The organism is Roseivirga ehrenbergii (assembly GCF_001593005.1).
Classification (GTDB): Bacteria; Bacteroidota; Bacteroidia; order Cytophagales; family Cyclobacteriaceae; genus Roseivirga; species Roseivirga ehrenbergii.
This window is the reverse complement of record NZ_LQZQ01000045.1, coordinates 191566-214868: the sequence shown is the minus strand read 5'-3', so window position 1 is coordinate 214868 and position 23303 is coordinate 191566. Positions and strand designations below refer to the sequence as shown.

Sequence of the window (23303 nt, the reverse complement as noted above, 5' to 3'; positions counted from 1 at the left end):
CTTCAATAGATATTCACCAATCAAAAACTCAATATCTATTAAAATTTACCAAGATGAAAAAAAGAATTTTCCGCTATTTAAAGCACGTATCCCTCACCTTTCTAGTACTCGCACTCCTCGCCATTGCATTTGGCTTATACCATGGCGCAAGTGCTAGTTTTGGCCATAATCCATTGAGCATGTCTTTTGATGGTGAAGGCCCTTACGTTTTTTACAAAAACGATAGCGTCCTGAATGTCAACTATATAAAAGGAAATAAAGATGATGGTTTCTATTTGGACCAAGCGGATTATTCCACCAAGGAAGAAATCCCTGTCAGTTCCTTTTTTGCATTGGACACTACAACATTCAATTTCACGGTCAGGGCCGATTTTGAAACCCCAAAAAGCACTTATAACGATAACAATCCTATCCTCGCCATTTCTGATTTAGAAAGTGGATATAAAACCTTTCGCGATTTTCTTATTAACAACAAGGTGATCGATCAAAACCTTAACTGGACATTTGGGAAAGGGCATTTAGTATTGGTAGGTGATTTTGTAGACAGAGGTTTCTCTACCACACAGCTACTTTGGTTCATCTATAAACTAGAGCAAGGCGCTGAAAAACAGGGTGGCAATGTGCATTTCATTATTGGCAATCATGAGTTAAAAAACATGCATGGCGACTATGAGGCTACAGAACTTAAATACACCTATGTGGCAGCTATGTTAGGAAAAACACAAGCCAATTTATATGATTCAAATTCCGTTTTGGGGAAATGGATGGCCAGTAAAAATGTGATCGAATCGATTAATGGAAACCTCTTTGCGCATGGCGGCTTGCACCCAGACATCGCCAACCTGGGTATGTCTTTGGATGAAATCAATGACTTTTTAAGGGCTAATTACTATACCGCCCCTTACCCTAAAGCCATTAAAAGTAAAACCGACCTTTTGCTCTCTACAAAAACAGGAATTTGCTGGTACCGAGGTTATTTCAAAGATGATTTAACACAAGAAGAAGTCGAAAAACCTTTGACTCAATTCAATGCCAAAGCCATTATCGTTGGCCATACGCTTCAGTCGAAAGTAAAAAATTTCTATAATGGAAAAGTCATTGGGATTGATGTGAAGCACTCAAAAGATTACCATAAAAATTGGCCTGGTAAAGACTCAGAAGGGTTACTCGTAACGGAAGGGCAATACTATCGCCTATTGGCCAATGGAGAAAGGAAAGGCTTATAAGCCTTCCGCTTTTAATCAAATCATAAACTTCTTAGATTGTTGTCAAAATATGGGTCTGTATTATTCAACTAAAACGTAGTAACTACCCCATTCTTCTTCATCTTAGAAATGAATAAAATAATCAGTTTTCAAACAGCCACAAAACTAAGTCTGGTAATATTCAGCCTGCTGGCTCTTTTTCATTTGGCTATCATCATTGGTATCGTTCTTTTCGACTACGCGCCTATTGAGTTTTTATGGGGTGGAAGAATGGAAACAAAAAGCCAACTCTTAGGCTTCGAGTTTATTTCATTTTTCGTAACGACCCTATCCATCATGGCAGTGCTTATTCACTCAAACCGCATACAAGCTCCAAAGCTCAAAAATTTAGCACGTATTTGCCTCTGGGTTTTATTCGTAATATTTGTACTCAATACTTTAGGAAATGCACTTGCCGAAACCTCTTTCGAGAAGTCATTTTCCATTGTAACCGCCACTCTCGCCATACTTTGTTTACGCCAAGCCATTGAAAGCAAAAAACATGATCAGTGATTTTGATAGTTATTATTTGAACAAAGAAGAGCCGAACAAAAGTTGTTTATTGGCTCTAAGAAGCCTTATTCTGAAACAAGACGTAGATGTTACTGAAACAAAAAAATACGGAATGCCTTGTTTCTGCTTCAAGAAGAAAATGTTTTGCTATTTGTGGACAGATAAAAAAACAGACGAACCCTATATTCTTTTTGTGGAAGGGAAATTATTAGATCACCCAAAGTTAGAAACCGGTACACGCGCTAGAATGAAAATTTTCAGGGTAAACCCCAATGCAAATTTACCTAAAGACACCATAGAAACGCTTCTACAGAGCGCGTTGGATTTATACAGAAATGGAATAATCAAAATCAGATAAAATCTCGAATCTGTTCATATATCCTCTGTATCCAAAACCGTAACAATTTCATAAATAACATACTTCTGCTACTAAGTAATATTTCCTTAAATTAAGGATTGCAATGTTCTCTATTACAACAACCATAGAGAAGATAGTGACATTAATTTTTATCATCTAAAACCTAAGACAATGAAAAAAATATTATTCCTCACTGGAGATTTTACTGAGGATTACGAAACAATGGTCCCTTTTCAGATGCTTGAAATGGTGGGTTACGAAGTGCATACCGTATGTCCTGATAAGAAAAAAGGCGACATAGTTAAAACGGCCATCCACGATTTTGAAGGAGATCAAACCTACACTGAAAAGCCTGGGCACAATTTCGCATTGAACTATAGCTTTGACGAGGTAAATGTGGAAGACTACCAAGGCTTAGTAATTGCTGGTGGTAGAGCTCCTGAGTATTTGAGGCTGAATAAGAGAATTATAGAAATCACAAAGCACTTTTTCACTACTAACAAACCTGTTGCAGCAATTTGCCACGGTATTCAAATTCTTACCGCTGCCAATGTAGTGAAAGGAAGGAAACTCACCGCTTACCCAGCTGTTGGCCCTGAAGTGACATTAGCAGGTGGAGAGTTCCAATCCATTCCTGCAGATGGCGTTTATGTAGATGGAAACCTAGTTACCTCTCCAGCTTGGCCAGCACACCCAAGCTTTATCCGAGAATTCTTAAAAGTAATGGATGCTAAAATCGAAATATAAGCTGGTTTCAAAGTAAGAATCAACTATACATCAAATGTCCGAAAATGGCTTAACAAAGCTGCTGTCGGACATTTTTTCTTTCTCCTTACATTCAATTGAAGATATATTCATACCTTTTTCTCCTCTTGAGTTAATAAAGAATGAAATTTAATCAGCCAGCCTACCCTACTGTCTATTTCAGTGAAAACATTTGGATCAAATGCCCAAAATGTACTGAACCCGCTTTGGTCAGTTCCCAACCTAGGAGGTACAGCATGCCTTTTCCTTTAAATCATCAATCGAAATGCACTTGTAGTTCCTGCGGCTTTCATCAATCAGGAAATGACCAATGGGCTGGTTATCTGCAAGGTTTTGTAAATCAAAGCTGTGGCCATTGCGGAACTAAAGTTTGTCATTCTACAGAACCCACCAAAAAACCTTATCAAAACTCAAACGTGACTTGTGAAACCTGCCAACAAACAAGAGAATATGAGATTGCATGGTACCGGTACAGGTCCGATAAACCTACCGACCCCTATTTTGGCTTTGACCTTTGGCTACAAGTTGATATAAAAGAAAATGTACTGTGGTTTTATAACCTCAAACACCTTAACTACTTAAGGGACTATGTAAGCGCAAAACTAAGAGAAGACAATGACCGACATAAATACTCCATGATTACCAACCTTCCGCAATGGGTCAAGTCCTCTAAAAACCGAGATTTGATTGTAAAAAAGCTAAATAAATTGGAGGAAGACTTTAGAAAGAAAACGACTTAATTTACTTCCCATTCTTCATTTTAATCACCTCTGCCATTACACTCAGAGCGATTTCCCTTGGTAGTTTGGAGCCAATATCGATTCCAATTGGGGCATGAATACTATCTACTTCTTCGGAACTAAACCCATATTCTTTTAACCTTTCAACGCGCTTGGCATGGGTCTTTCGACTGCCTAAAGCACCGATATAAGCCACCTCAGATTTTAGCAAAAGTTTTAAAGCCTCATCATCTATTTTCGGGTCGTGAGAAAGAATTACAGCATAAGTATTCTTGTCCAATTTTAAGTGAGGCAACACTTCTTGGGGCCATTGCACATGTATGGTTTGCGGTTTTACCTTATACTGGGTTTTACTTGCAAAAGTAGCTCTGGGGTCTATTAAAATGGTTTCGAAACCAAACATATGCGCGAGCTCCGTCAGCTCTACGGTAATATGTGCAGAACCAATTAGTAACATGACAGGCTTTTTCGGAAACACCTGAACGAAATGACTCCCTGAACTTAGCACTTTGCTGTCTCCTTCATAGAAAGCCTGCTCCAGTTCAGGCAAAAGTGATTTTTCAAAAGCGGCTCCAGTGGTTTCTCCATTGGCTTTTACGATGGAATATTGAGGATTTTCTTCCAAAGTAGACAAAAGTACAAAGCCTTCATCTTGATTTAAAAGTTCATCCATTTCATGCCAAATGGCTTCGGGATAAAAAGGTTGAACAAACACATCCAATGCTCCACCGCAGCTCAAACCTACTTCCCAAGCATCAGCATCGGAAATACCAAAATGAAGCACTTCAGCCTTCTGGCTTTTAATAATTTCGACTGCCTTTTTCACTACAGCGCCCTCCACGCAACCACCGCTCACCGAGCCCGTCATTTCTCCATTTTCAGAAATAATCAATGCAGAGCCCACTGGCCTTGGCGAACTTTTCCATGTATTGATTACCGAAGCTATGGCAAGAGTTTGCCCTTCTCTGTTTAATTTGCGTATACTTGAAACTATATCAATCATTGCTGGCCATTATTCACCCTAAAAACGAAGATACACTTGCTTTACGATAATCACGGCAGACAACTCAGATATTTGAGATTAGGCGTAACTGAAAGGTGCAACCTACGCTGCTTTTATTGTATGCCCGAAGAAGGATTGAATTTCAGCCATCGGAGCCAAATTCTTTCTTTTGAAGAAATGGAAAGACTGACGCGTATTCTGGCAGAAATGGGGATCAATAAGGTGAGAATTACGGGTGGTGAACCTTTCGTTCGTAAGAACATAATGGAGTTGATTGAAAATATCAGCGCTATTGAAGGCATTGATTCCGTAAACATTACTACCAACGGAACCAGCTTGATTGAGCATTTACCCAAACTCAAAGCCATAGGCATTGATGCGATCAACCTTAGCCTCGATTGCTTGGATAAAGAGCGGTTTCTAAAAATCACAAGAAGGGACGAATTTGATCAGGTAATGGATTCGTTTCATGCGCTGATGGACTCGGGAATTACCACCAAAATCAATATGGTAGTGATGGAAGAGCACAATATTGATGACATCATTCCTATGTGCGAACTCACTTTACAGCACAAGGTAAGCGTTCGTTTTATTGAAGAAATGCCTTTCAACGGGGGTGGAAAGAAGTTCACGCCAATCACCTGGAATGCCCGACAAATTCTGGCTCATATTCAAGGTCATCATCCTAATGTTGAAAAACTTCCTGACCCAGAAAGTTCCACTTCACTCAATTATCAATTACCGAATGCCAAAGGAAGTTTCGGAATCATTCCGGCCTATACACGTACCATTTGCCATTCCTGTGACAGAATAAGGCTAACGCCAAAAGGCGAACTAAAAACCTGTCTTTACGATGGTGGCAGCTTCAGTTTTAGAGACTTTATGCGTGCTGGTGCTACGGATGAAGAAATTAGAAATCAATTCAGAACGCTGTTCAACAATAGAGCAAAAGACGGCTTCGAAGCTCAACAAAAATCATCAAACCCTTTTGAATCAATGGCCACCATTGGCGGATAAAATCACCTTATGGAATTCATTCAGTTTACAGAAGCACTTAATATTGTTAAAAGTCACCCTTTCGTTCCTTTGGTTGAACAAAGGGAGTTGAAGGACTGTGTAGGCCTAATTTTAAACGAAGACCTCAAAGCCGATCGTCCCTTCCCTCCTTTTGACCGAGTAACAATGGACGGAATTGCCATTGCATTTTCCGAGTTCGAAAAAGGGCAACGCAGCTTTAAAATCGAAAAAACTATTCCGGCAGGCACACCACAATACACCGTCAAGAATGCAGCTAAATGTGTGCAAATTATGACGGGTGCCATGATGCCCATTGGCTTGGATACCGTTATTCGTTACGAAGACATAACGATTACAGATGATACGGCAACCGTTAATATTGAAACGGTTAAGCCTCAACAAAACGTCCATTTCAAGGGAATGGATAAACAATCGGGTGATACCCTTCTTAAAAAAGGAATCCGATTAGGTGCTCCTGAAATGAATATTGCAGCAGCCATTGGAAAGGCTGAACTTTCGGTACTTATTCCGCCCAAAGCTGTGATAATTACCACTGGCGATGAATTAGTACCTATAGAAACCACACCTGAAGCGCATCAAATTAGGAGGTCTGGTAATTACGGAGTGCAAGCCTTGCTTAATCAATATGGCATAGAAACCTCCATGCATCACATGAACGACAACAAGGCTGTGATGAAAGAAGATTTGGCAGCCTTGATCAAAACCTATCAATGCATTGTTTTATCGGGAGGTGTGTCGAAGGGAAAATTTGACTATCTACCAGAAATTTTAGAGGAATTGGGAGTTCAGAAGCATTTTCACAAAGTAAATCAGCGACCAGGAAAGCCCTTTTGGTTTGGTACTGCACCCAATGGAACCACCATTTTTGCCTTGCCAGGCAATCCAGTTTCTTCATTCATGTGTGCCTCGGTATATATTCAAGCCTGGGTAAATGCTTCGCTGAAGACTGAATCAAAAAGCATTAAAGTGAAACTTAATAAAGAAGTCAACTTCCCTCCTCCACTTACCTACTTTTTAGAATGCGCCATTGCCATTGATGAAAACGGAACCTTAACGGCTTCACCATTTATCGGACATGGATCGGGAGATTTCGCTAATCTTGCTGTGGCCGATGGTTTCGTAATTCTACCTGCTGAAAAGTCAGATTTCAAAGCAGGAGAAGTCTACGATTTTGTACCTTTTAGAAATCTGTTTTAAATCATGAGCAAAGAATTCACCCATATAGATAAGAACAAGCCCACCATGGTAGATGTTGGCGATAAAGCGGAGACCAAACGTACCGCCATTGCTCAAAGTATTGTTCAACTGCCAGAAGAAATGAAGGCTCATATTGCTGAAGGTGAAATCAAAACTTTAAAAGGCCCTGTTTTTCAAACCGCCATTATTGCCGGCATTCAAGGAGCCAAAAGAACTTCTGAATTGATTCCACTTTGCCATAATCTACCTTTGAGCAAAGTTGAAATTGACATTAAACTGTTAGAAAATCTTCGGGTTGAAATTACCTGCGAGGCCAGAACCTTTGGAAAAACTGGGGTTGAAATGGAAGCTTTGACAGGCGCTTCAGTCGCTGCCTTAACGGTTTATGATATGTGCAAGGCATTTTCTCATAACATCGAAATTGAAAACACCCGTTTGATCAAGAAAACAGGCGGGAAAAGTGATTTTGGCCAAGCTTAATTTTGAATTGAATTCTTACAGATTTTAATAGCTTTGAGTTTATGCCTCATTTAATGTTTACATCTGCCCTCAAAACCTTCTTCCCTAACTTAAAGGAAGAATACATTGAAGCGGACAGCATTGAAACACTTCTTTCGGAACTAGAGAAAAAACACCAAGGAATACAAGGCTATTTGGTTGACGAGAAAGGTCAGATCAGAGAACACGTAAAGTTCTATATTGACGATGAACCTTATAACGAGAAGGTACATTCAGAACTACCGAAATCGGCTCAGATTCATATAATACAAGCCATATCAGGAGGATAATGAAGTTAGCAGTAGGCACAGACAAGGGCTTGCTTATTTTCAAGCAAGCAGTAAACAGCGAATGGGTTTTGGCCGATATCCACTTTATAGGAATGCCTATTGGTGCTTTTCATGCAGATAAAAATCAACATTGGTGGGTAGCCATCAACCACAAACACTGGGGGCCAAAGGTTTATGTTTCAATAAACATGGGCGAAACATTTACTGAAGTGAGCAGCCCCAAATTTTCAACGGAAAGCCCCTTTACACTAAAATCCATTTGGACGATTGAATCTCAGAATATTGGCAATATTCAACGTCTCTATATTGGCGCTGAACCCGCTGCCTTATTTTATTCTGATGATTTAGGCAAAAGTTGGAACGAAATGAATGGCCTCAGCAACCATCCTTCTCGCTCGAGTTGGCAAGGTGGTGGAAAAGGAAGCAACTCCCCATTTTTACATACCGTTCTTTCCAATTCGGAAAATGAAAACCATTTAACGGTGGGCGTTAGTTGTGCGGGAGTTTTCCAAACTTATGATGGCGGCATTACTTGGCAACCAACAAACACAGGGCTCAAAGCCTTCTTTTTACCCAATACAGAAAGTGTAGTAGGCCACGATCCGCATACGATTTACCAATCAAAATTGAACCCCAATGTGCTTTGGCAACAAAACCACTGTGGAATCTACCGCTCTGAAGACCTGGGAAAAACTTGGCAAGACATTACTGACCATATGGGGAAAGCAGTGTATGGTTTTGCGATGGCCATTGCGGATGACAATGATTTAGAGGCTTGGGTAATTCCGGCACAAAGCGATCATTTAAGGATCCCTCACCATCAAAAATTAGCCGTCTATTATACAAAAGATGCTGGGCAAAATTGGAGGTCGCTCGAAAATGGGCTTCCTAACCCTGCATTTGATTTGGTTTTGCGCGATGCAATGGACATTAAAGGTAATACTTTGGCCTTCGGCACAAACAATGGTAACCTCTATGCCTCGATGGACAAAGGCCAGCATTGGACTACTATAAGTCAAAACTTGAGTGCGGTACGTTGTGCGGCTTTTATTGCTGAGTAGAATTGGCTCAAGTCCCTTGAATCTGGCAGTTCTGCCCCTTCAACAATTCTTCAATATGATCTAGGTCTAAGCTATCCACAGTATTCTTGAAGTTGGCCTTGTATTCCTGCACCAATTCTTTGCGTTTCATCGCCTCTAAAAATCGTCTCATATCTTCTCTGGTTTCAAGTATCAAACCAGGAACTGGAATTGCCTTCTTAGAAGTTGCATCCAAGCGCACCATAGTAAAGTATGAAGAGTTTGTATGTCTGATTTCCCCCGTAATAATACTCTCCGCCTCTACTCTTATTCCCACCGTTACAGAAGAAGTACCTACGTGATTTACAGAAGCATGTAAATGAACCAAGTCGCCTACCTCAACAGGTGCTAAAAAATCGACCACATTCATTGAAGCCGTAACGCAATAACCACCGGCATGCTTGGCCGAACAGGCATAAGCCACCTTGTCCATTAAAGACAGAATCGTTCCCCCATGAATTTTGCCTCCAAAATTAGCGTAAGAAGGAATCATTAATTCCGTAATCAGAGTTTTAGAATAATTAACAGTGCGGTAAATTGATCTTTCCATATAACGATATTCTCAATAGGGCTAAAGATGAGGAAACTTTTCAAGTTAGCCCACACCTATTCTGTGCTATTAAGGTTTAAAGCACGAAATTCAGGCTTTCTATTTTTAGAAAAACCTTCCAACATAACAATTTATTTACTATTAATTAATTCTATTGAGCAGTATATTCTGTTAAATGCTAGACAATTTGTATATTGCGGCATATCTGCGCAAATGAAACCCCTAAAGTTTATCTCATTCTGTTTTTTACTAGCCTTATGTGTCAGCTGCAATGCTCAAGACAATAAGGAAGATCAAATAAAAATGGCATTACTTGCTGCACCTGTTGAAGTAAGAGACGGGGCTCATGTATATGGATTTGATAAAGATGGAAAGTTTATCACCCTACGTGAAGGAACAAACGGTTTCATTGTTCGATCAGACGATCCAAATCAAGAAGGATTTGAGGTAGTTTGTTACGGTGTTGATGCGGAGCCCTTTATGGCACGCGGACGTGATTTAAAGGCGAAAGGTAAAAGTCGAGCAGAAGTACTGACAATGAGAGAAGCCGAAGCCGAAGCTGGGACTTTAAAAATGCCTAACTACGGCTCTGTACTTCATATCTATTATGGCCAAAATGCCAAATATAATCCTGATACGGAGGAGATAGAAGGCGCGAGTTATAGATACGTGATCTATACGCCTAAAGCCACTCAGGCCTCGACAGGATTACCCCTACGACCAAATGGCCCTGGCCATCCTTGGTTGATGTTTCCTGGAACACACCGGGCTCATATTATGATTACCCCACCGGAGGGAAATTAAAATCTATTAGAATTTATATAAGGTAGGGTTTGATTAACAAACATCAATCCTGCTTTTTTGAATATATTGTTTAATTGAACGGATTTCTAATCCAAAAAAGAAGTTATGACAGCAGAATCTAAAGGTTCAAAGTACGATGAGAAAATTGAAGAAGTAATTAGTAAGCTTTTGCGCAGAGGTTACACTGACATTAAAGCCACTATTGAACCTTATGAAGCACCTGCAAGTATCGTAGGCCAAAATCACGAATCTGAATTGATCCCTGATATTACAGGTGAAAAATGGGGAGGTAAAGGTTATTTCGAAATCTCTAAGAAAGATGTTGACCCTAGCGAATTAGCCAGCAAATGGAAAGTACTTGAGCTATTGGCTAAAATGAAAAGTGGTGAATTTCAGATTTATGTGCCGCACGGTAGCATGCAGTTCACTCAACGTATTATTGACAAGTATAACATTCAAGCTGAGCTTGTGAAAATCTAAATTGAGTTTGAAACTATCAACTCAAAGAGCTTCTGAAAAATCAGGAGCTCTTTTTTTGTGCCTTATAAATCTATTCGGAAGTTTTACCAGCCACAAACCCTGTACTCCAAGCGGCCTGAAAATTGAAACCTCCGGTTACACCGTCCACATCAATTACTTCGCCTGCAAAGAATAAACTGGGGCACTTTCTGCTCTCCATTGAATTAAAGTCAACATCAGAAAGTGCAACTCCTCCCGAGGTAACAAACTCTTCCTTAAAAGTAGTTTTTCCTTTCACCTCATAAGTATCATTGAGCAGTAGATTAATTAACCTATTGAGGCTTTTCTTGCCCAGTTCTGCCCAAATACCCTCTCCATCAATTTCTACTTTCTCTAAAAAGAAATCCCAAAGTCGATTAGGTATCTCAAATGGATTCTTATTCCTAATTTTCCTTTTTCCTATGGTTTGAAGAGAATTGATAAACCAAGTCCTCAACTCTTCTTCATTCATTGAACCCAACCAGTTTACCTGAATTTTAAAATCATAATTAAGATCTGAAAGCACACGAGCTCCCCAAGCAGAAGTCTTTAATATGGCTGGACCACTCATTCCCCAATGGGTAATCAATAATGGCCCCGATTGCTGCAATTTAGTACCCTGAACTCGCACCGTAGCATTTGGGACCGACAGTCCCATTAAATTCTTGATAGGCTCCTTAGGCATGTTGAAAGTAAACAGTGAAGGAACTGGAGGAATAATTTCATGTCCTAAAACTTTCAGCCAGTCAAAGCCTTGTGCTTTTGGGCTTCCACCAGAAGCGACTATTACCTTATCGAAATGCTGAGTTTTGTCTCCAATTTTCAAATCAAAACCAGGGTGTTTAGGTTGAATAGAATTTACATTGGCGTTAACTACCACTTGAATACCAAGCTTATTCGCTTCCTTTAAAAAGCAATCAATAATCGTTTGCGAGTTATCCGTAATCGGAAACATTCGGTTATCGGCCTCAGCTTTCAGCTCTACTCCTCTTTCTTCAAACCAAGCCACTGTGTCGCTTGTGGTAAATTGTCCAAATACTTTTTTTAAATGTTTGCCCCCTCTTGGATAGAATTTAATCAAGTCACCATTACTAAAACAGGCATGCGTTACATTACAGCGCCCACCTCCAGAAACCTTTACTTTAGAGAGCAACTTTCCGGTCTTCTCAAAAATGGTAACCCTAGTATCGGGTGAATGGGTTTTACAAGAAAAGGCGGCAAAAAAACCTGCCGCCCCTCCTCCAATAACAGCTATATTTTGGGGCATGCCCAAAGATATAAAGACTAATTCAATGCCTTACTCTATCCTTAAAGTTTCAACAGGGTTTGAACTGGCCACACGATAAGACTGAAAACTGACAGTGAGTAAGGCAATCAACCAAGAACCTACGCCAACAAGCAAGAAAATACCAGCTCCAATACCTACGCTATAAGCGTAGCCTGCTAACCATCCCTCCATTAAGTAGTAAGTAATTGGGGCAGAAATAAGAAATGCAATCAAAACCAGGGCTGTGAATTTCTTTGAAAGAATCATTACTATTTCACTTACCGAAGCGCCTAAAACTTTTCTGATTCCCATTTCTTTTAACCTTTGCTTTACAGTGAATGAAGCCAAACCAAAAAGCCCTAAAGAAGCAATAATAATGGCCAAGACAGACAAAATGCTGATTACTTTGGTAAGCTGCTGCTCAGACCTGTACATTTTATCAATGTGGTCGTCTAAAAATTGGTATTCGAATGGACGCTGAGGGAATAGTGTAGACCATACCGACTCTATTTCAGCAAGTCCTTCTTGGATATTATCAGCCTTGAGTTTAACATTCACCTCACTCCAACCCCATTCTTGATAGGAAAGAAAGAGCGGGTCGACCTTCAGGTTTAGTTTATTGTAATTGAAATTTTTTACCACTCCTACAATAGTCCCCAAAGTATCCATACCATCGTAATGAAAGGCCATACCCAATACCTCTTTACCGCCAGCTCCCAGTTCTTTTGCTAATGATTCATTTACTACAAAACTTAAACCTGCTTTATCATTAGCGTACTCTTCACTCAAAGCCCTTCCTTCTACCACTTCCATCTCATAGAAGTCCATAAAGTTATGATCTACTACTACCGAAGAAGTAACTCCCGTTATTAATGCCGTATCTGACCTATACTGCATTCCGTTTTGATGTAGATTATTGCCCAAGCGTTGTTTGGTAGCCGTTACATTGGTAATGTTTTTTTGACTCATTAACTCGGTTTTCAACACATCATATTTAGTATTTGTATCGCTATACATATTTACAGCAACGACTAAATCCTTTTTAAAACCCAAGTCTAGATTTTGCATATAATTTAGCTGTTCAGTGGCCAAAACGGTACCAATGATAATTGTAATGGCAATAGCATATTGAAAAACCACCAGTGCATTTCTAAAAAACGACTTTCCCGATTTCATTCCACTCCCCTTTAAAGCCATTATTGTATTGAATCTAGACATTACCAAAGCAGGGTAAACACCTGAAAGTAACCCTATCGTTGTAGTTACAATCAAAACAAGAACTAGGTTAATAGGCTGGAAAATGAGACTCAGATCAAGATTTCTATCAATAATACCATTGAGTGGAGCTATTGCTGCCCAACTCAATAAAAAAGCAATAATTAGCGCAATGAAAGATAACATAATGGACTCCATCATAAACTGCCCAGTAATTTGTCCTTTAAAGGCACCTATTGATTTACGAACCCCTACTTCTCTAGATCGGGTAGCCGCTCTGGCTGTAGAAAGGTTCATAAAATTGATACTGGCAATGAGCAAAACGAAAAAGGCAAGTATCAGAAATATATTCACTGAACTACGGTCGAATTTCTTATGGTTATAATAATCGTGGGTTATGTCCATTGAACCTAAATGAACATCAGATAGAGGTTGAAGGAATAAAGAGTATGCATTCAAAATATCCTTTCCCAAATACTTCACTAAGAAATCGTCAAGCTTGGCTTCTAGTTTCTCAGCGTCAGCATTATCTGCCAACTGAATGTAGGTATTTAAAAAATTCCACCCCCAGTTTCCTCTATTTTCCTCGTCCCAAAGTGTTGTACTGACCAAGGCATCGAATTGTAAATGAGAGTTATCAGGAGTATCGGCAAAAACACCAGCAACTTTCATCTGATTTTCTCTGTCATCATCCACATCAATCAGTTGGCCCATAGGGTTTTCATTACCAAAAATCACTTTAGCCAGTGATTCGCTTATGATGATATTATTGGGTTCTTCAAAAACAGTTACCTTATTTCCTTCAACCAGTTTGAAGTCAAACATTTTCAAAAACGAAGTATCAACACGAGCTAAATTTTCAACATAATAGGGTTGATTATTATGTTTCAACAAAGTTCTATTCGTTCCCCAAAATCTGGCAAAATCAATCACTTCTGGGTAATCCAGCAGCAGGCTTGGCCCCATGGGATACATAGATAAGGCTACTTTCTGTTCTGAAACAGCACCAAAGCTCTGCACCTCGTCTAACCGATAAATATTGTCCTTCTTTTCATGAAAACCATCGAAACTGAGCTCGTTGTTTACAAAAAGAAGAATGAGCAGACAAGAGGCCATACCTAAGGCTAACCCAAAAATATTAATAAAAGAATAGCCCTTCTGTTTGAGCAAATTGCGAAAAGTGATTTTAAAATAGTTTTTGTACATGACCAGTGGATTATAAAATGTGAGTTTTCGTTTTAAGTTGAAGTTGCGAAGCGAGCAAAGCACATCGATGAAATAAAGCCATTTAGCTTTTGCTAAACTCATTTCATTCAATCGTTCATGAAAAAGTTCTGCTAAATCACCTTCTACCTCATCGTAGATTTCATAGGCAATTATTTGTTTCAGTAGTCTTCTTAGTAGTAAAGGAGGTGCTTGTTGTTTCATTCGTGAGTTGATAATTGTGGAATAATACTCCAAAAAGACTGGCGCAGTGATTGGGCTTCTCTCAAGGATTTAAAGCCGTAAGCGGTGACCTTAAAAAAACGCTTACTCTTCCCCCCTCTTGTTTTTGTAGCTCCCCCTACGCTGGATTCCAAAAAGCCCTTTTCCTCCAGCCTATATAAGGCGGTGTGAATGGCACTGATGTTTACTTTACGATTGGCCTTCTCTTCAATCTCACTTTTCACCACCACAGCATAAGCGTTATCATTAAGTGCGGCAACCGCCAAAAGCACAAGTTCTTCGAATTCTCCCAAATGCGTTCCTCTCATTGGATTTATATTATCATCACTTTTGTAAACAATATACTCAAGACTTGCTAAAAGGTTACAAAGGTTAGCTTTTATTTATACCCACATGACCCACAACATGTGCAATAAAATCCATGCCTTGTAGAAAAGCCTCACATAAACATAAGTTTAGCTTTTTAAATAAAAATATTCAACGCACTAATTATCAGACTTTTAAGAACATCTCTTAAATAACGGAACGGCTGTTGCAACATGGTAAGCATCACTAAACAATAAAAATCATGAGTGCAACAACAGATAAAATCAAAGGAAATTGGAATCAACTTAAAGGCAAAGTGAAACAAAAATATGGTAATCTTACCGATGACGATTTGACTTATGCCGAAGGCCAAGAAGACGAATTAATTGGCAGAATTCAAGAGAAAACCGGTGAGTCAAAAGAATCAGTAAAAAAATTCATTGACTCCCTTTAAACCTAAAAAAGCCCAGTAGAGTAATCCACTGGGCTTTCCAACGACATCAATATTTTAATGTTTAACCCACGGTGTACGATCGGTTTGTTTAACTCTAAACAATGCGTAACACCAAAAAATAAATCAAAAAATGGAAAATTTAAAAGGAAAGAAAGTAGCCATTTTAGCTACAAATGGCTTTGAAGAATCAGAATTAACGTCTCCGAAAAATGCTTTGGAAAAAGCAGGAGCAACTACCCATGTGATTGCCCCCGAAAGCGGAACTATTAAAGGTTGGAAAGATGGCAATTGGAGTAAAGAAGTAGATGTAGATGCCGTTTTGGATAACGTAGATGCTTCCGATTACCACGCACTTGTTTTACCAGGGGGAGTTATTAACCCTGATTTATTAAGAAGAAATGACAAAGCTATTGAGTTTATCAGAAGCTTTTTTAAAGCGCATAAACCTGTAGCTGCCATTTGCCATGGACCTCAGTTACTCATTGAGGCAGAAGTAGTAGAAGGTCGTAAAATGACATCTTTCTCTTCCATCAGAAAAGATTTAGAAAACGCAGGAGCACACTGGGTAGATCAAGAAGTAGTGGTTGATGAAGGACTCGTTACTTCAAGAAGTCCAGAAGACCTAGAGGCTTTTAATGCAAAAGTAGTTGAAGAAGTGGCTGAAGGTAAACACGAGGAACAAACGGCCTAAACAGCTTATCATCAAAAATTTAAGGGGCTACCTGTAAAGTGGATGTCAGGTTTTTGGTTTAATATTCTGCTTTTAGGGTGCCTCTTTCCTTTTCAATCTTCGCGAAGTGCGTCAATTAATTGCTGCTTATTCATCTTAGATCGACCATCAATTCCAACTTGTTTGGCTTTCTCATATAGTTCGGACTTGGTTCGCTCTTCATAGGGTTTTGCTTTACCTCCTTTTACACTGCTATCGGGTGTGTTGGCAATTCTAGCAGCCTTTTCTTTACTCATTCCTTTGTCTCTCAAGGCTTCGTATTGTTTTTCGTTCTTGATTCTTGGCATATTTTTCATCATTATAAAATTTAGTTCAATCATGTTAACCCCATTGTTATACCAAAAATTTAACACCTGTAAATCAATGATTTAGCAAAAATATCACGTGGCGATAACTGCTCAAATTGTAGAACTCTGTAAACAAATTTATCAGCAAAATCACCTACTACTAAGCAAGTTTTTAACATATCCTTACCAAACCAGTTACATTAATTAACACAAGCCCCTACCATTATGAACGATATAGATTTCACATCATTAAAAGCATTATATATCAACTGTACTCTAAAAAAATCTCCAGAAGAAAGTCACACTCATGGACTTATGAGGGTTTCGATGGACATTATGGAAAAGGAAGGAGTTGCTGTTGATCACATTCGATTGGTAGATCACGATGTGGCCTTTGGTGTATACCCCGATATGACCGAACATGGTTGGAAAAAAGACGAATGGCCAGAATTGGTAAAGCGAGTTCTAGATGCCGATATTCTCATTATTGGAACTCCTATTTGGCTGGGTGAAAAATCATCCGTGGCTCAAAAACTCATTGAACGCCTATACGCCATGAGTGGCATGCAAAACGATAAGGGCCAATACCTTTTTTATGGTAAAGTAGGCGGATGCGTAATTACAGGTAATGAAGATGGAGTAAAACACAATGCCATGTCAATTCTTTACGCTTTACAACATATTGGTTATTCTATAGCACCTCAATCAGATTGCGGATGGCTTGGTGAAATTGGGCCAGGACCGAGTTATTTAGACAAAGAATCAAACGCCAGTCAAAATGATTTCACTAATCGTAACACCACTTTCATGACCTATAATCTGTTACATTTGGGTAAAATGTTAAAAGAATCTGGTGGTTATTCTGCTTATGGTAACTCGAGAAAGGATTGGGATAATGGCAACCGATGGAGCTTTGAAAACCCGGAATACAGATAATAAAACGTACTAAATAGTGAGCCAAAAAATAATGTCCACCCTCCTATTCATGCGCCTACCATAGTTTGTAGAATTGTCGTAAGTAGGGTTGAACAGACCGAAATCTTTAATTTCTATAGACTCCTTTTTTATGTCTTTATTCTCTAATAGTATTTTTATAACCGACTGACTTCGAGCCTCAGAAAGCACTTCATTGTATTCACTTCCGCCCACATCATCAGTATGACTATGCACTGTAATCATAAAGTTATGTACGCTTGGAATGGAGTCAAGGAATGCCAGTAACTGCTTAGAGTCCTGAGAACTAACATAAGAACTTCCCCCTCTAAAAAAAACACTCCTTATATAAGAAGGCTCTCCAACACCCTGTGCATTGGTAGGCAGACAGGCAAAAATTAATATGGCTACAAGCAGGCTCTTCATTACCCTTAATTTATAGCATAAAAATGATTTATACATCTTTAATAAAACCAAACAGAATGGGCAGCCTTTATATTTCTGATATTCGGTAAATTTGAAGGGTTATATGAAACAAATTATTGTAATAATGGGGATTTCGGGAGCAGGAAAAAGCACCGTTAGCGAAGCACTATCTAAAAATCTACACCTCCCATACCTGGATGCAGACGATTTCCACTCAAAGGCTAACTTAATGAAAATGAGCAGCGGAACTCCATTAACAGATGACGACCGATGGCCTTGGCTAGCCTCTATTGTAGAACACATTTTAAATGCACACCGGTCGGAATTCATTTTAGCTTGCTCGGCATTAAAGCAATCCTATAGAGATTACCTTTCACAAAGGTTAGCAATTACTTGGGTGTTTTTGGAGGTCACTGAATTTGAAGCAACTGCTAGGCTAGCAAATAGAAAGCAACATTATATGCATGCTAGTTTAATTCAATCACAATTAGCTACATTAGAAATACCAAAAAACGCTATCAAGATTAACGCTACAGACAAATTATCCTCCATCGTAAGTAGAATTGAATTGCAGCTAAAAAAGGATTCGGGGCATTTTCACCAAAATTGATTTACATTAAGTATTTTCACCATGCACTTGTTCCTGCCCTATGGAAAACAACATCAAAGAACTTCTTTATGACCCTACAATAAGTAAGTTGGTCATGCTTTTTCTAGGTATTGCCGTTATCTGGATCTTAATCAAGTTTGTTCAGAGCAGATTTATTGGAAGAATAAAAGCTGCCGATAATCGACACAGAACTAAGAAACTTACAAGCTTCATTGGCTATTTTCTTACCATCATTCTTATCACAACCATCTACAGCGATCGTTTGGGTGGTTTTGGAGTAGCCTTGGGAGTTGCTGGGGCTGGAATTGCCTTTGCCTTGCAAGAAGTAATTACAAGTGTAGCGGGTTGGTTAGCCATTGTATTTGGAAACTTCTATAAAACTGGCGACCGTGTTCAGCTTGGCGGAATTAAAGGCGATGTAATGGACATTGGTGTTTTGCGCACCACCCTTATGGAAGTTGGCCAATGGGTAAATGGAGATTTATACAACGGTAGGATTGTAAGAATTTCAAACAGCTTTGTGTTCAAAGAGCCTGTTTTCAACTATTCAGCTGATTTTCCTTTTCTATGGGATGAAATGAAGATTCCGCTCAAAACCGAATCGGATTACAAATATGCCAAAGAAGTTTTCCTAAATATTATGGAAGAGTCATTGGGAGACTTTGCCAAAAACTCTCAAGATGCATGGAATAAAATGACCCAGAGTTTGTATGTAGAAAATGCACAAATCACACCTATGGTAAGTATGTCGTTTGATGAAAGTTGGATGACTTTTACGCTACGCTACATTGTGAATTACAAAATGCGTAGAACCACAAAAGATATGCTCTACATTAAAATTTTAGAAGCCATTAAGGCAAGCAATGGCAAATTAAAAATAGCTTCAGCGGCTATTGAAGTTACCAATATGAATAAGAATTAAGATTTAATTCCATGGAAATAAAAACCTTTAAAAACCCCGAAGCTACAGCTAAAGCCTTTGCAGATTACCTGAGTGAAATACAGCAAGAGGTGAATAGGCTGAATATTGCACTTTCCGGTGGTTCAACTCCAAAACTTCTATTTGAAATTCTAGTACATAAATACTCCGACAAAATTGAATGGCCTAAATTCCATTTCTACTGGGGTGATGAACGCTGTGTACCACCTACTTCTGGAGAAAGCAATTATGGAATGACGCACGAATACCTCTTTCAGCATTTAGATATTTCTGAAGAAAACATTCATCGTGTTTTCGGTGAATGCGACCCAGATGAAGAAGCTGTCCGGTATGGAAAACTAATATCTGAAAACCTACCTCCGATTAACGGTTTACCACAATTTGATTTGATAATACTTGGTTTGGGGGAAGACGGCCACACCGCTTCAATTTTTCCTCATCAAATGGAGTTAATCACTTCAAAGAAAGTATGCGAAGTGGCAGAACACCCTACATCTGGCCAAAAGCGAATCACCCTAACGGGATCGGTCATCAACAACGCCAAAGAAGTTTGCTTTTTGGTAACCGGCCAAGCCAAAGCTGAAAAAGTAAGAGAAATTCTCAACCTTACTGGCGACTGCGAACATTACCCTGCCAGTTACATTAAACCAACCCATGGTGAACTGAGTTGGTTTTTAGATAAAGCAGCTTCTGGAAAGTAAGAGATCATAACTCAATCTATCACTTTCCATTACACGCAAAGCAGGCCTCTTCTAAAGTCAAAAGCTATCACTCTGGCGGTAAGCTTCAATCACCGCTTCCTCACCCTTTCTTCCAGACATAGAGTTGCCATGCTCCATTCCTACTACTCCTTTAAACCCTTTAGAATGAATATGCTTAAACACATTCTTGTAGTTGATTTCACCCGTGGTTGGCTCTTTTCTTCCCGGGTTATCTCCTACTTGGAAATAAGCAATCTCGTCCCAACTCAAATCTATATTGGGAATTAGGTTTCCTTCTTGAATTTGCTGATGATAAATATCGAATAGAATTTTGCATGAAGGGCTGTCTACCGCTTTACAGATTTCAAAAGCCTGAGCAGATTTCGTAAGAAAAAGCCCCGGGTGATCTCTGAAATTGAGCGGTTCAAGCACCATGGTTAAACCGTGCGGCTCCAAAATAGCTGCGGCTTGTTTTAATGACTCAATCACATTGGCAGTTTGATAGCCCATGTCTTTACGTAAATCTACATGACCGGGAACCACCGTCATCCATTTGGCATTCACCCTTTTGGCCACTTCTACGGATTCTTTGATTTCCTTCAGAAATTGATCTCTCCAGTCTTGTTTACCTGAAGTCAAGTTTGGTTCCGTCCAGAAAATGGTATGCGCCACAAAAACGCCCATGGTCATTCCATGCTTTTCCATTTTACTGGCAATTTGCTTTTGTTCATCTACGCTTCGACCTTTCATTCCATTGTCTTCCATAGACCTAAAACCCGCTTCATGCATAAAGTCTAATTCGTTCAAAACACCCCCAGAAGCCGAACTTCTAAACATTCCAAAATGTGGCGCATAATTCAGTTTAAACGTTCCATTTTGGCTTGCTGTATTGGCAAAAGCACTATATGGGTTTGCAACCAAAGCGGCTGATGCACCCAGTAGGCCCGTCTTAAAAAAGTTTCTACGTTTCATAGTCTAGATTTAAAAGAATCTGGTTTTGCCCGGAACAGCGGCAGGATAAACTCCATTGGCGTCAGGTAAAATTGGGGCTTCATCATTAAATGAATTGAGATCTGGAACTAACTTTAAATCGCTGGCCATGGCTTCATCCCAAGTAATCACTTGCCCAGAGTAAGTTGCCATTCTGCCCATGATGGCAGTCATGGTACTTTCAGCTCCATAATCAACATCATCTAAACGATGCTCTCCAGCCTTTATAGCCGCAAATAATTCATTATGCTCTTGCTGATATGGATTGATATCGTTCTGTCCATTGTAGTTTAAAATGGACTGACCATTTCTACCTTTTACAATTCCAATGTTTCCACCGTTCACAGTAATATTTCCTTTAGTGCCTTGGAATACCTCTTCTACCCTGTTCATACATCCGCGCTGATGCCTGCATTGGCTAGAGATTACTTGACCTTCTGGGTATACAAATTCCACAAAATGATGATCGAAAATGTGGCCGGTATCTTTTCCAATTCTAGTTTCTCGCCCTCCCATACCTTGCGCTGAAATTGGACGTGCACCGATGTACCAATTGGCCACATCTATGTTATGGATGTGTTGTTCTAAAATATGATCGCCACAAATCCAAGTGAAGTAATACCAGTTGAGCATTTGGTATTCAAGTTCGGTTTGTCCTGCTACGCGCGGCCTTGTCCAAACACCTGCGCTGTTCCAATACACCTGCCCCGAAACGATATCGCCAACACTGCCATTTTTTATTAGTTTTTCTACTTCTCTATAGTTCTTCTGATAATGCCTTTGAAGTCCTACTACCACATTGAGCTTCTTTTGACGGGCTAGCTTACCTGCTTCCAATACTCGCTTAATCCCTACTACATCGGTAGCAACGGGTTTTTCCATAAACACATGCTTACCTTGCTGTACTGCATATTCAAAATGTTGGGGGCGAAAGCCTGGTGGTGTTGTTAGAATGACCACATCTGCCATATCAATGGCTTCTTTATAGCCATCGAAACTTGTGAATTTAGAGGCCTCTGTTACTGTTATCTTTCCCTTTCCTTCGTATTTGGCAGACAAGCCTTTAAAACTTTCTTCAAGTCGATCGGCAAATACATCGGCCATGGCCACCAAACGCACATCAGGATCGGCTTCAATGGCTTGGGAAGCAGCGCCTGTGCCTCTTCCACCACAACCTACAAGTGCTACTTTAATTTCAGCTGCTCCGCCCACAAAGGCACTCATTGAAATGGGCAGTGCGCTTAACAAGGCGCCCGTTCCTGCCACTCGTGCGGTAGTTTCAAGAAATTTCCTTCTGGTAGTAAAGTTTGTTTCAGTAAAGTCTTTCATAACATTTCGATTAATATTCTTTAATAGGTTTACCCCAATACTTTTCCCATTCAGCTTTAGGAGGAGCTACTTTAGGTCTTACAATGCGAAACCCAACATGAGTAGCATCAGTTAACCACCAAAGGCTTTTAGGAATTTGTGGATCTCTTTTTTTCCAGCTTTTGTCAGAAAAACCACGTGCTGCTGGTCTTAATTTATCGATATCGTCTTTAAAAGAGCCTCCTTTCACTACCCTTGGGTATAATTCATCGGTAAATAGAACTGGGTTTTTAGCTCCCCCAATTTCTTTATAATAGTTGGGGTCGTAACTATCCAAAACCCATTCGGATGCATTTCCATACATATCATACAAACCCCATTTATTTGAAGCTTTCAGGCCTCCCTTTTGTAGATTTTCACTACTATTCCCTTTGTGCCAAGCGTAATCATCAATGGCATTAGCTTCAAAAGGAAATGCCTTTTCACTATTGGTTCTAGCTGCATATTCCCATTCTGCTTCAGTAGGCAGTCTGTAGAAATGCCCAGTTTTGGCACTTAGCCATTTGCAAAAAGTGGCAGCAGCGTATTGGGTCACATTTATTAATGGATAACCCGGCTTATTGAAATTTACATAGGGCATGGTTGCTCCAGAAATTCCATCGATTTGAATATCAACTTCCCTATCTCCTTCCGAAATTTCATGGTCGGTTTCACGATACAAAAATAACTCAAACAGGTCCCAGGTTACCTCGTAGCTTCCCATCCAAAAATCATCTACGGAAACTTGATGAACAGGCCCTTCATCTTCCTTTCTTCCCTTTTCAGTCAATAGGCTTCCAGCCTTAAACTGACCTCCGGTAATCGGGACCATGTGAATGACTAAATCTGAGCCTGCAATTTTTTGACTGTATTTAGAAAATTGGTTTTGCTCCAATTGTTCAGCGTCAGTCCTCTGAACAAAAAAGCAACAAACTAAAATTAGGCTTAGGCGTAAAAAAAATCTCATTCTATAAGGTTATGAAAAGCTAGTATGAGTCAAAAAATGAACTCTCTCACCTTACAAGATAAGACCTCCATAATGAAAATAAAAGTACAGTCTAAAAGGAAAATCGC

Annotated in this window: 28 protein-coding genes; 18 read left to right on the top strand and 10 right to left on the bottom strand. The window is 39.5% G+C overall.

Annotated elements, in window-relative coordinates; all coding sequences use genetic code 11:
* Positions 1–53: 53 nt before the first annotated feature.
* The 5 genes from MB14_RS11215 to MB14_RS11195 all read left to right on the top strand — a co-directional run bounded on the left by MB14_RS11215 (position 54) and on the right by MB14_RS11195 (position 3620).
* Positions 54–1226 (top strand): metallophosphoesterase, encoded by a 1173-nt coding sequence (locus tag MB14_RS11215; RefSeq protein ID WP_062591621.1) that lies wholly within the window; start codon positions 54–56, stop codon positions 1224–1226.
* 108 nt (positions 1227–1334) lie between these two features.
* Entirely contained in the window at positions 1335–1757 is a 423-nt protein-coding gene (locus tag MB14_RS11210; RefSeq protein ID WP_062591620.1) for a hypothetical protein, read from the top strand.
* The gene (locus MB14_RS11205) at positions 1747–2115 is read left to right on the top strand and encodes a DUF1801 domain-containing protein (RefSeq protein ID WP_062591619.1); all 369 of its coding nucleotides are present in this window, start codon (positions 1747–1749) and stop codon (positions 2113–2115) included. Before MB14_RS11210 ends, MB14_RS11205 begins: the two co-directional genes overlap by 11 nt.
* Positions 2116–2286: 171 nt before the next feature.
* A complete protein-coding gene (locus MB14_RS11200) occupies positions 2287–2862 on the top strand; it encodes a DJ-1/PfpI family protein (protein ID WP_062591618.1) in 576 nt (191 codons plus the stop codon).
* Between the two features lie 140 nt (positions 2863–3002).
* Positions 3003–3620, top strand: coding sequence for a hypothetical protein (locus MB14_RS11195; protein WP_132644009.1), 618 nt, complete (start codon positions 3003–3005; stop codon positions 3618–3620).
* 1 nt (position 3621) lies between these two features.
* On the opposite strand, the gene MB14_RS11190 is transcribed toward MB14_RS11195, so the two are convergent.
* Positions 3622–4623 carry an XdhC family protein gene (locus MB14_RS11190; RefSeq protein WP_062591616.1) on the bottom strand — a complete coding sequence of 334 codons (1002 nt, stop codon included), beginning with the start codon at positions 4621–4623 and terminating at the stop codon, positions 3622–3624.
* A gap of 36 nt (positions 4624–4659) precedes the next feature.
* Here MB14_RS11190 and moaA point away from each other — a divergent pair, with 36 nt between their 5' ends.
* The 5 genes from moaA to MB14_RS11165 are packed head-to-tail and all read left to right on the top strand — an operon-like array spanning position 4660 to position 8707.
* Positions 4660–5640, top strand: coding sequence for a GTP 3',8-cyclase MoaA (gene moaA, locus MB14_RS11185; protein ID WP_062591615.1), 981 nt, complete (start codon positions 4660–4662; stop codon positions 5638–5640).
* A 9-nt stretch (positions 5641–5649) separates the two neighbouring features.
* Positions 5650–6858 (top strand): molybdopterin molybdotransferase MoeA, encoded by a 1209-nt coding sequence (locus MB14_RS11180; protein WP_062591614.1) that lies wholly within the window; start codon positions 5650–5652, stop codon positions 6856–6858.
* Between the two features lie 3 nt (positions 6859–6861).
* Positions 6862–7338, top strand: a complete 477-nt coding sequence (gene moaC, locus MB14_RS11175) for a cyclic pyranopterin monophosphate synthase MoaC (RefSeq protein ID WP_062591613.1) — start codon at positions 6862–6864, stop codon at positions 7336–7338.
* 53 nt (positions 7339–7391) lie between these two features.
* Positions 7392–7646: a ubiquitin family protein gene (locus MB14_RS11170; RefSeq protein ID WP_062591612.1), complete on the top strand. Its 255-nt coding sequence runs from the start codon at positions 7392–7394 to the stop codon at positions 7644–7646.
* Positions 7646–8707 (top strand): WD40/YVTN/BNR-like repeat-containing protein, encoded by a 1062-nt coding sequence (locus tag MB14_RS11165; protein ID WP_062591611.1) that lies wholly within the window; start codon positions 7646–7648, stop codon positions 8705–8707. The genes MB14_RS11170 and MB14_RS11165 overlap by 1 nt, the downstream gene beginning before the upstream one ends.
* A gap of 7 nt (positions 8708–8714) precedes the next feature.
* Here MB14_RS11165 and MB14_RS11160 read toward each other — a convergent pair whose 3' ends face one another.
* A complete protein-coding gene (locus MB14_RS11160; protein ID WP_062591610.1) occupies positions 8715–9275 on the bottom strand; it encodes an acyl-CoA thioesterase in 561 nt (186 codons plus the stop codon).
* 213 nt (positions 9276–9488) lie between these two features.
* On the opposite strand from MB14_RS11160, the gene MB14_RS11155 reads away from it, so the two are divergent.
* Together MB14_RS11155 and MB14_RS11150 are read left to right on the top strand one after the other, a co-directional pair.
* Positions 9489–10079: a hypothetical protein gene (locus MB14_RS11155; protein WP_062592721.1), complete on the top strand. Its 591-nt coding sequence runs from the start codon at positions 9489–9491 to the stop codon at positions 10077–10079.
* Positions 10080–10184: 105 nt separating this feature from the next.
* Positions 10185–10559 (top strand): hypothetical protein, encoded by a 375-nt coding sequence (locus MB14_RS11150; RefSeq protein WP_062591609.1) that lies wholly within the window; start codon positions 10185–10187, stop codon positions 10557–10559.
* A gap of 70 nt (positions 10560–10629) precedes the next feature.
* Here the strand turns inward: MB14_RS11150 and MB14_RS11145 are convergent, their stop codons facing one another.
* Genes MB14_RS11145 through MB14_RS11135 form a run of 3 tightly spaced genes read right to left on the bottom strand, consistent with a single transcriptional unit; the run spans position 10630 to position 14813 of the window.
* Complete coding sequence (locus tag MB14_RS11145; RefSeq protein ID WP_062591608.1) at positions 10630–11844, bottom strand: BaiN/RdsA family NAD(P)/FAD-dependent oxidoreductase; 1215 nt, start codon at positions 11842–11844, stop codon at positions 10630–10632.
* Positions 11845–11874: 30 nt separating this feature from the next.
* Positions 11875–14487 carry an ABC transporter permease gene (locus MB14_RS11140; RefSeq protein WP_062591607.1) on the bottom strand — a complete coding sequence of 871 codons (2613 nt, stop codon included), beginning with the start codon at positions 14485–14487 and terminating at the stop codon, positions 11875–11877.
* On the bottom strand, positions 14484–14813 hold the full coding sequence (locus MB14_RS11135) for a PadR family transcriptional regulator (protein WP_062591606.1): 330 nt from the start codon (positions 14811–14813) through the stop codon (positions 14484–14486). Before MB14_RS11135 ends, MB14_RS11140 begins: the two co-directional genes overlap by 4 nt.
* Positions 14814–15073: 260 nt before the next feature.
* On the opposite strand from MB14_RS11135, the gene MB14_RS11130 reads away from it, so the two are divergent.
* Positions 15074–15265, top strand: coding sequence for a CsbD family protein (locus tag MB14_RS11130; protein WP_053224525.1), 192 nt, complete (start codon positions 15074–15076; stop codon positions 15263–15265).
* 130 nt (positions 15266–15395) lie between these two features.
* Complete coding sequence (locus MB14_RS11125) at positions 15396–15956, top strand: type 1 glutamine amidotransferase domain-containing protein (protein WP_062591605.1); 561 nt, start codon at positions 15396–15398, stop codon at positions 15954–15956.
* Between the two features lie 92 nt (positions 15957–16048).
* On the opposite strand, the gene MB14_RS11120 is transcribed toward MB14_RS11125, so the two are convergent.
* Positions 16049–16282, bottom strand: coding sequence for a DUF7218 family protein (locus MB14_RS11120; protein ID WP_246032585.1), 234 nt, complete (start codon positions 16280–16282; stop codon positions 16049–16051).
* A gap of 225 nt (positions 16283–16507) precedes the next feature.
* Between MB14_RS11120 and MB14_RS11115 the strand changes: the two genes are divergently transcribed.
* Positions 16508–17218: a flavodoxin family protein gene (locus MB14_RS11115; RefSeq protein WP_062591604.1), complete on the top strand. Its 711-nt coding sequence runs from the start codon at positions 16508–16510 to the stop codon at positions 17216–17218.
* Between the two features lie 9 nt (positions 17219–17227).
* On the opposite strand, the gene MB14_RS11110 is transcribed toward MB14_RS11115, so the two are convergent.
* Positions 17228–17641 carry an OmpA family protein gene (locus MB14_RS11110; protein WP_062591603.1) on the bottom strand — a complete coding sequence of 138 codons (414 nt, stop codon included), beginning with the start codon at positions 17639–17641 and terminating at the stop codon, positions 17228–17230.
* Between the two features lie 103 nt (positions 17642–17744).
* On the opposite strand from MB14_RS11110, the gene MB14_RS11105 reads away from it, so the two are divergent.
* From MB14_RS11105 to pgl, 3 genes are read left to right on the top strand one after another with little or no spacing between them, the layout of a single operon-like run.
* Positions 17745–18251 carry a gluconokinase gene (locus MB14_RS11105; protein WP_084376049.1) on the top strand — a complete coding sequence of 169 codons (507 nt, stop codon included), beginning with the start codon at positions 17745–17747 and terminating at the stop codon, positions 18249–18251.
* Positions 18252–18291: 40 nt separating this feature from the next.
* Positions 18292–19173, top strand: coding sequence for a mechanosensitive ion channel family protein (locus tag MB14_RS11100; RefSeq protein WP_062591602.1), 882 nt, complete (start codon positions 18292–18294; stop codon positions 19171–19173).
* An 11-nt stretch (positions 19174–19184) separates the two neighbouring features.
* Positions 19185–19892, top strand: coding sequence for a 6-phosphogluconolactonase (gene pgl, locus MB14_RS11095; RefSeq protein WP_062591601.1), 708 nt, complete (start codon positions 19185–19187; stop codon positions 19890–19892).
* Between the two features lie 57 nt (positions 19893–19949).
* Here pgl and MB14_RS11090 read toward each other — a convergent pair whose 3' ends face one another.
* From MB14_RS11090 to MB14_RS11080, 3 genes are read right to left on the bottom strand one after another with little or no spacing between them, the layout of a single operon-like run.
* Positions 19950–20864 carry a hydroxypyruvate isomerase family protein gene (locus MB14_RS11090; protein WP_062591600.1) on the bottom strand — a complete coding sequence of 305 codons (915 nt, stop codon included), beginning with the start codon at positions 20862–20864 and terminating at the stop codon, positions 19950–19952.
* Between the two features lie 9 nt (positions 20865–20873).
* The gene (locus MB14_RS11085) at positions 20874–22211 is read right to left on the bottom strand and encodes a Gfo/Idh/MocA family protein (RefSeq protein ID WP_062591599.1); all 1338 of its coding nucleotides are present in this window, start codon (positions 22209–22211) and stop codon (positions 20874–20876) included.
* A 10-nt stretch (positions 22212–22221) separates the two neighbouring features.
* Positions 22222–23196: a formylglycine-generating enzyme family protein gene (locus MB14_RS11080; protein WP_062591598.1), complete on the bottom strand. Its 975-nt coding sequence runs from the start codon at positions 23194–23196 to the stop codon at positions 22222–22224.
* Positions 23197–23303 lie beyond the last annotated feature (107 nt).

Coding starts and splice junctions, on each gene's coding strand:
- MB14_RS11180 (WP_062591614.1), top strand. CDS start 5,650: ATGGAATTCATTCAGTTTACAGAAGCACTTAATATTGTTAAAAGTCAC.
- MB14_RS11125 (WP_062591605.1), top strand. CDS start 15,396: ATGGAAAATTTAAAAGGAAAGAAAGTAGCCATTTTAGCTACAAATGGC.
- MB14_RS11205 (WP_062591619.1), top strand. CDS start 1,747: ATGATCAGTGATTTTGATAGTTATTATTTGAACAAAGAAGAGCCGAAC.
- MB14_RS11210 (WP_062591620.1), top strand. CDS start 1,335: ATGAATAAAATAATCAGTTTTCAAACAGCCACAAAACTAAGTCTGGTA.
- MB14_RS11215 (WP_062591621.1), top strand. CDS start 54: ATGAAAAAAAGAATTTTCCGCTATTTAAAGCACGTATCCCTCACCTTT.
- MB14_RS11170 (WP_062591612.1), top strand. CDS start 7,392: ATGTTTACATCTGCCCTCAAAACCTTCTTCCCTAACTTAAAGGAAGAA.
- moaC (WP_062591613.1), top strand. CDS start 6,862: ATGAGCAAAGAATTCACCCATATAGATAAGAACAAGCCCACCATGGTA.
- MB14_RS11150 (WP_062591609.1), top strand. CDS start 10,185: ATGACAGCAGAATCTAAAGGTTCAAAGTACGATGAGAAAATTGAAGAA.
- MB14_RS11115 (WP_062591604.1), top strand. CDS start 16,508: ATGAACGATATAGATTTCACATCATTAAAAGCATTATATATCAACTGT.
- MB14_RS11140 (WP_062591607.1), bottom strand. CDS start 14,487: ATGAAACAACAAGCACCTCCTTTACTACTAAGAAGACTACTGAAACAA.
- MB14_RS11110 (WP_062591603.1), bottom strand. CDS start 17,641: ATGAAGAGCCTGCTTGTAGCCATATTAATTTTTGCCTGTCTGCCTACC.
- MB14_RS11085 (WP_062591599.1), bottom strand. CDS start 22,211: ATGAAAGACTTTACTGAAACAAACTTTACTACCAGAAGGAAATTTCTT.
- MB14_RS11120 (WP_246032585.1), bottom strand. CDS start 16,282: ATGCCAAGAATCAAGAACGAAAAACAATACGAAGCCTTGAGAGACAAA.
- MB14_RS11165 (WP_062591611.1), top strand. CDS start 7,646: ATGAAGTTAGCAGTAGGCACAGACAAGGGCTTGCTTATTTTCAAGCAA.
- MB14_RS11100 (WP_062591602.1), top strand. CDS start 18,292: ATGGAAAACAACATCAAAGAACTTCTTTATGACCCTACAATAAGTAAG.
- MB14_RS11135 (WP_062591606.1), bottom strand. CDS start 14,813: ATGAGAGGAACGCATTTGGGAGAATTCGAAGAACTTGTGCTTTTGGCG.
- MB14_RS11080 (WP_062591598.1), bottom strand. CDS start 23,196: ATGAGATTTTTTTTACGCCTAAGCCTAATTTTAGTTTGTTGCTTTTTT.
- MB14_RS11155 (WP_062592721.1), top strand. CDS start 9,489: ATGAAACCCCTAAAGTTTATCTCATTCTGTTTTTTACTAGCCTTATGT.
- MB14_RS11145 (WP_062591608.1), bottom strand. CDS start 11,844: ATGCCCCAAAATATAGCTGTTATTGGAGGAGGGGCGGCAGGTTTTTTT.
- pgl (WP_062591601.1), top strand. CDS start 19,185: ATGGAAATAAAAACCTTTAAAAACCCCGAAGCTACAGCTAAAGCCTTT.
- MB14_RS11200 (WP_062591618.1), top strand. CDS start 2,287: ATGAAAAAAATATTATTCCTCACTGGAGATTTTACTGAGGATTACGAA.
- MB14_RS11195 (WP_132644009.1), top strand. CDS start 3,003: ATGAAATTTAATCAGCCAGCCTACCCTACTGTCTATTTCAGTGAAAAC.
- MB14_RS11090 (WP_062591600.1), bottom strand. CDS start 20,864: ATGAAACGTAGAAACTTTTTTAAGACGGGCCTACTGGGTGCATCAGCC.
- MB14_RS11105 (WP_084376049.1), top strand. CDS start 17,745: ATGAAACAAATTATTGTAATAATGGGGATTTCGGGAGCAGGAAAAAGC.
- MB14_RS11130 (WP_053224525.1), top strand. CDS start 15,074: ATGAGTGCAACAACAGATAAAATCAAAGGAAATTGGAATCAACTTAAA.
- MB14_RS11190 (WP_062591616.1), bottom strand. CDS start 4,623: ATGATTGATATAGTTTCAAGTATACGCAAATTAAACAGAGAAGGGCAA.
- MB14_RS11160 (WP_062591610.1), bottom strand. CDS start 9,275: ATGGAAAGATCAATTTACCGCACTGTTAATTATTCTAAAACTCTGATT.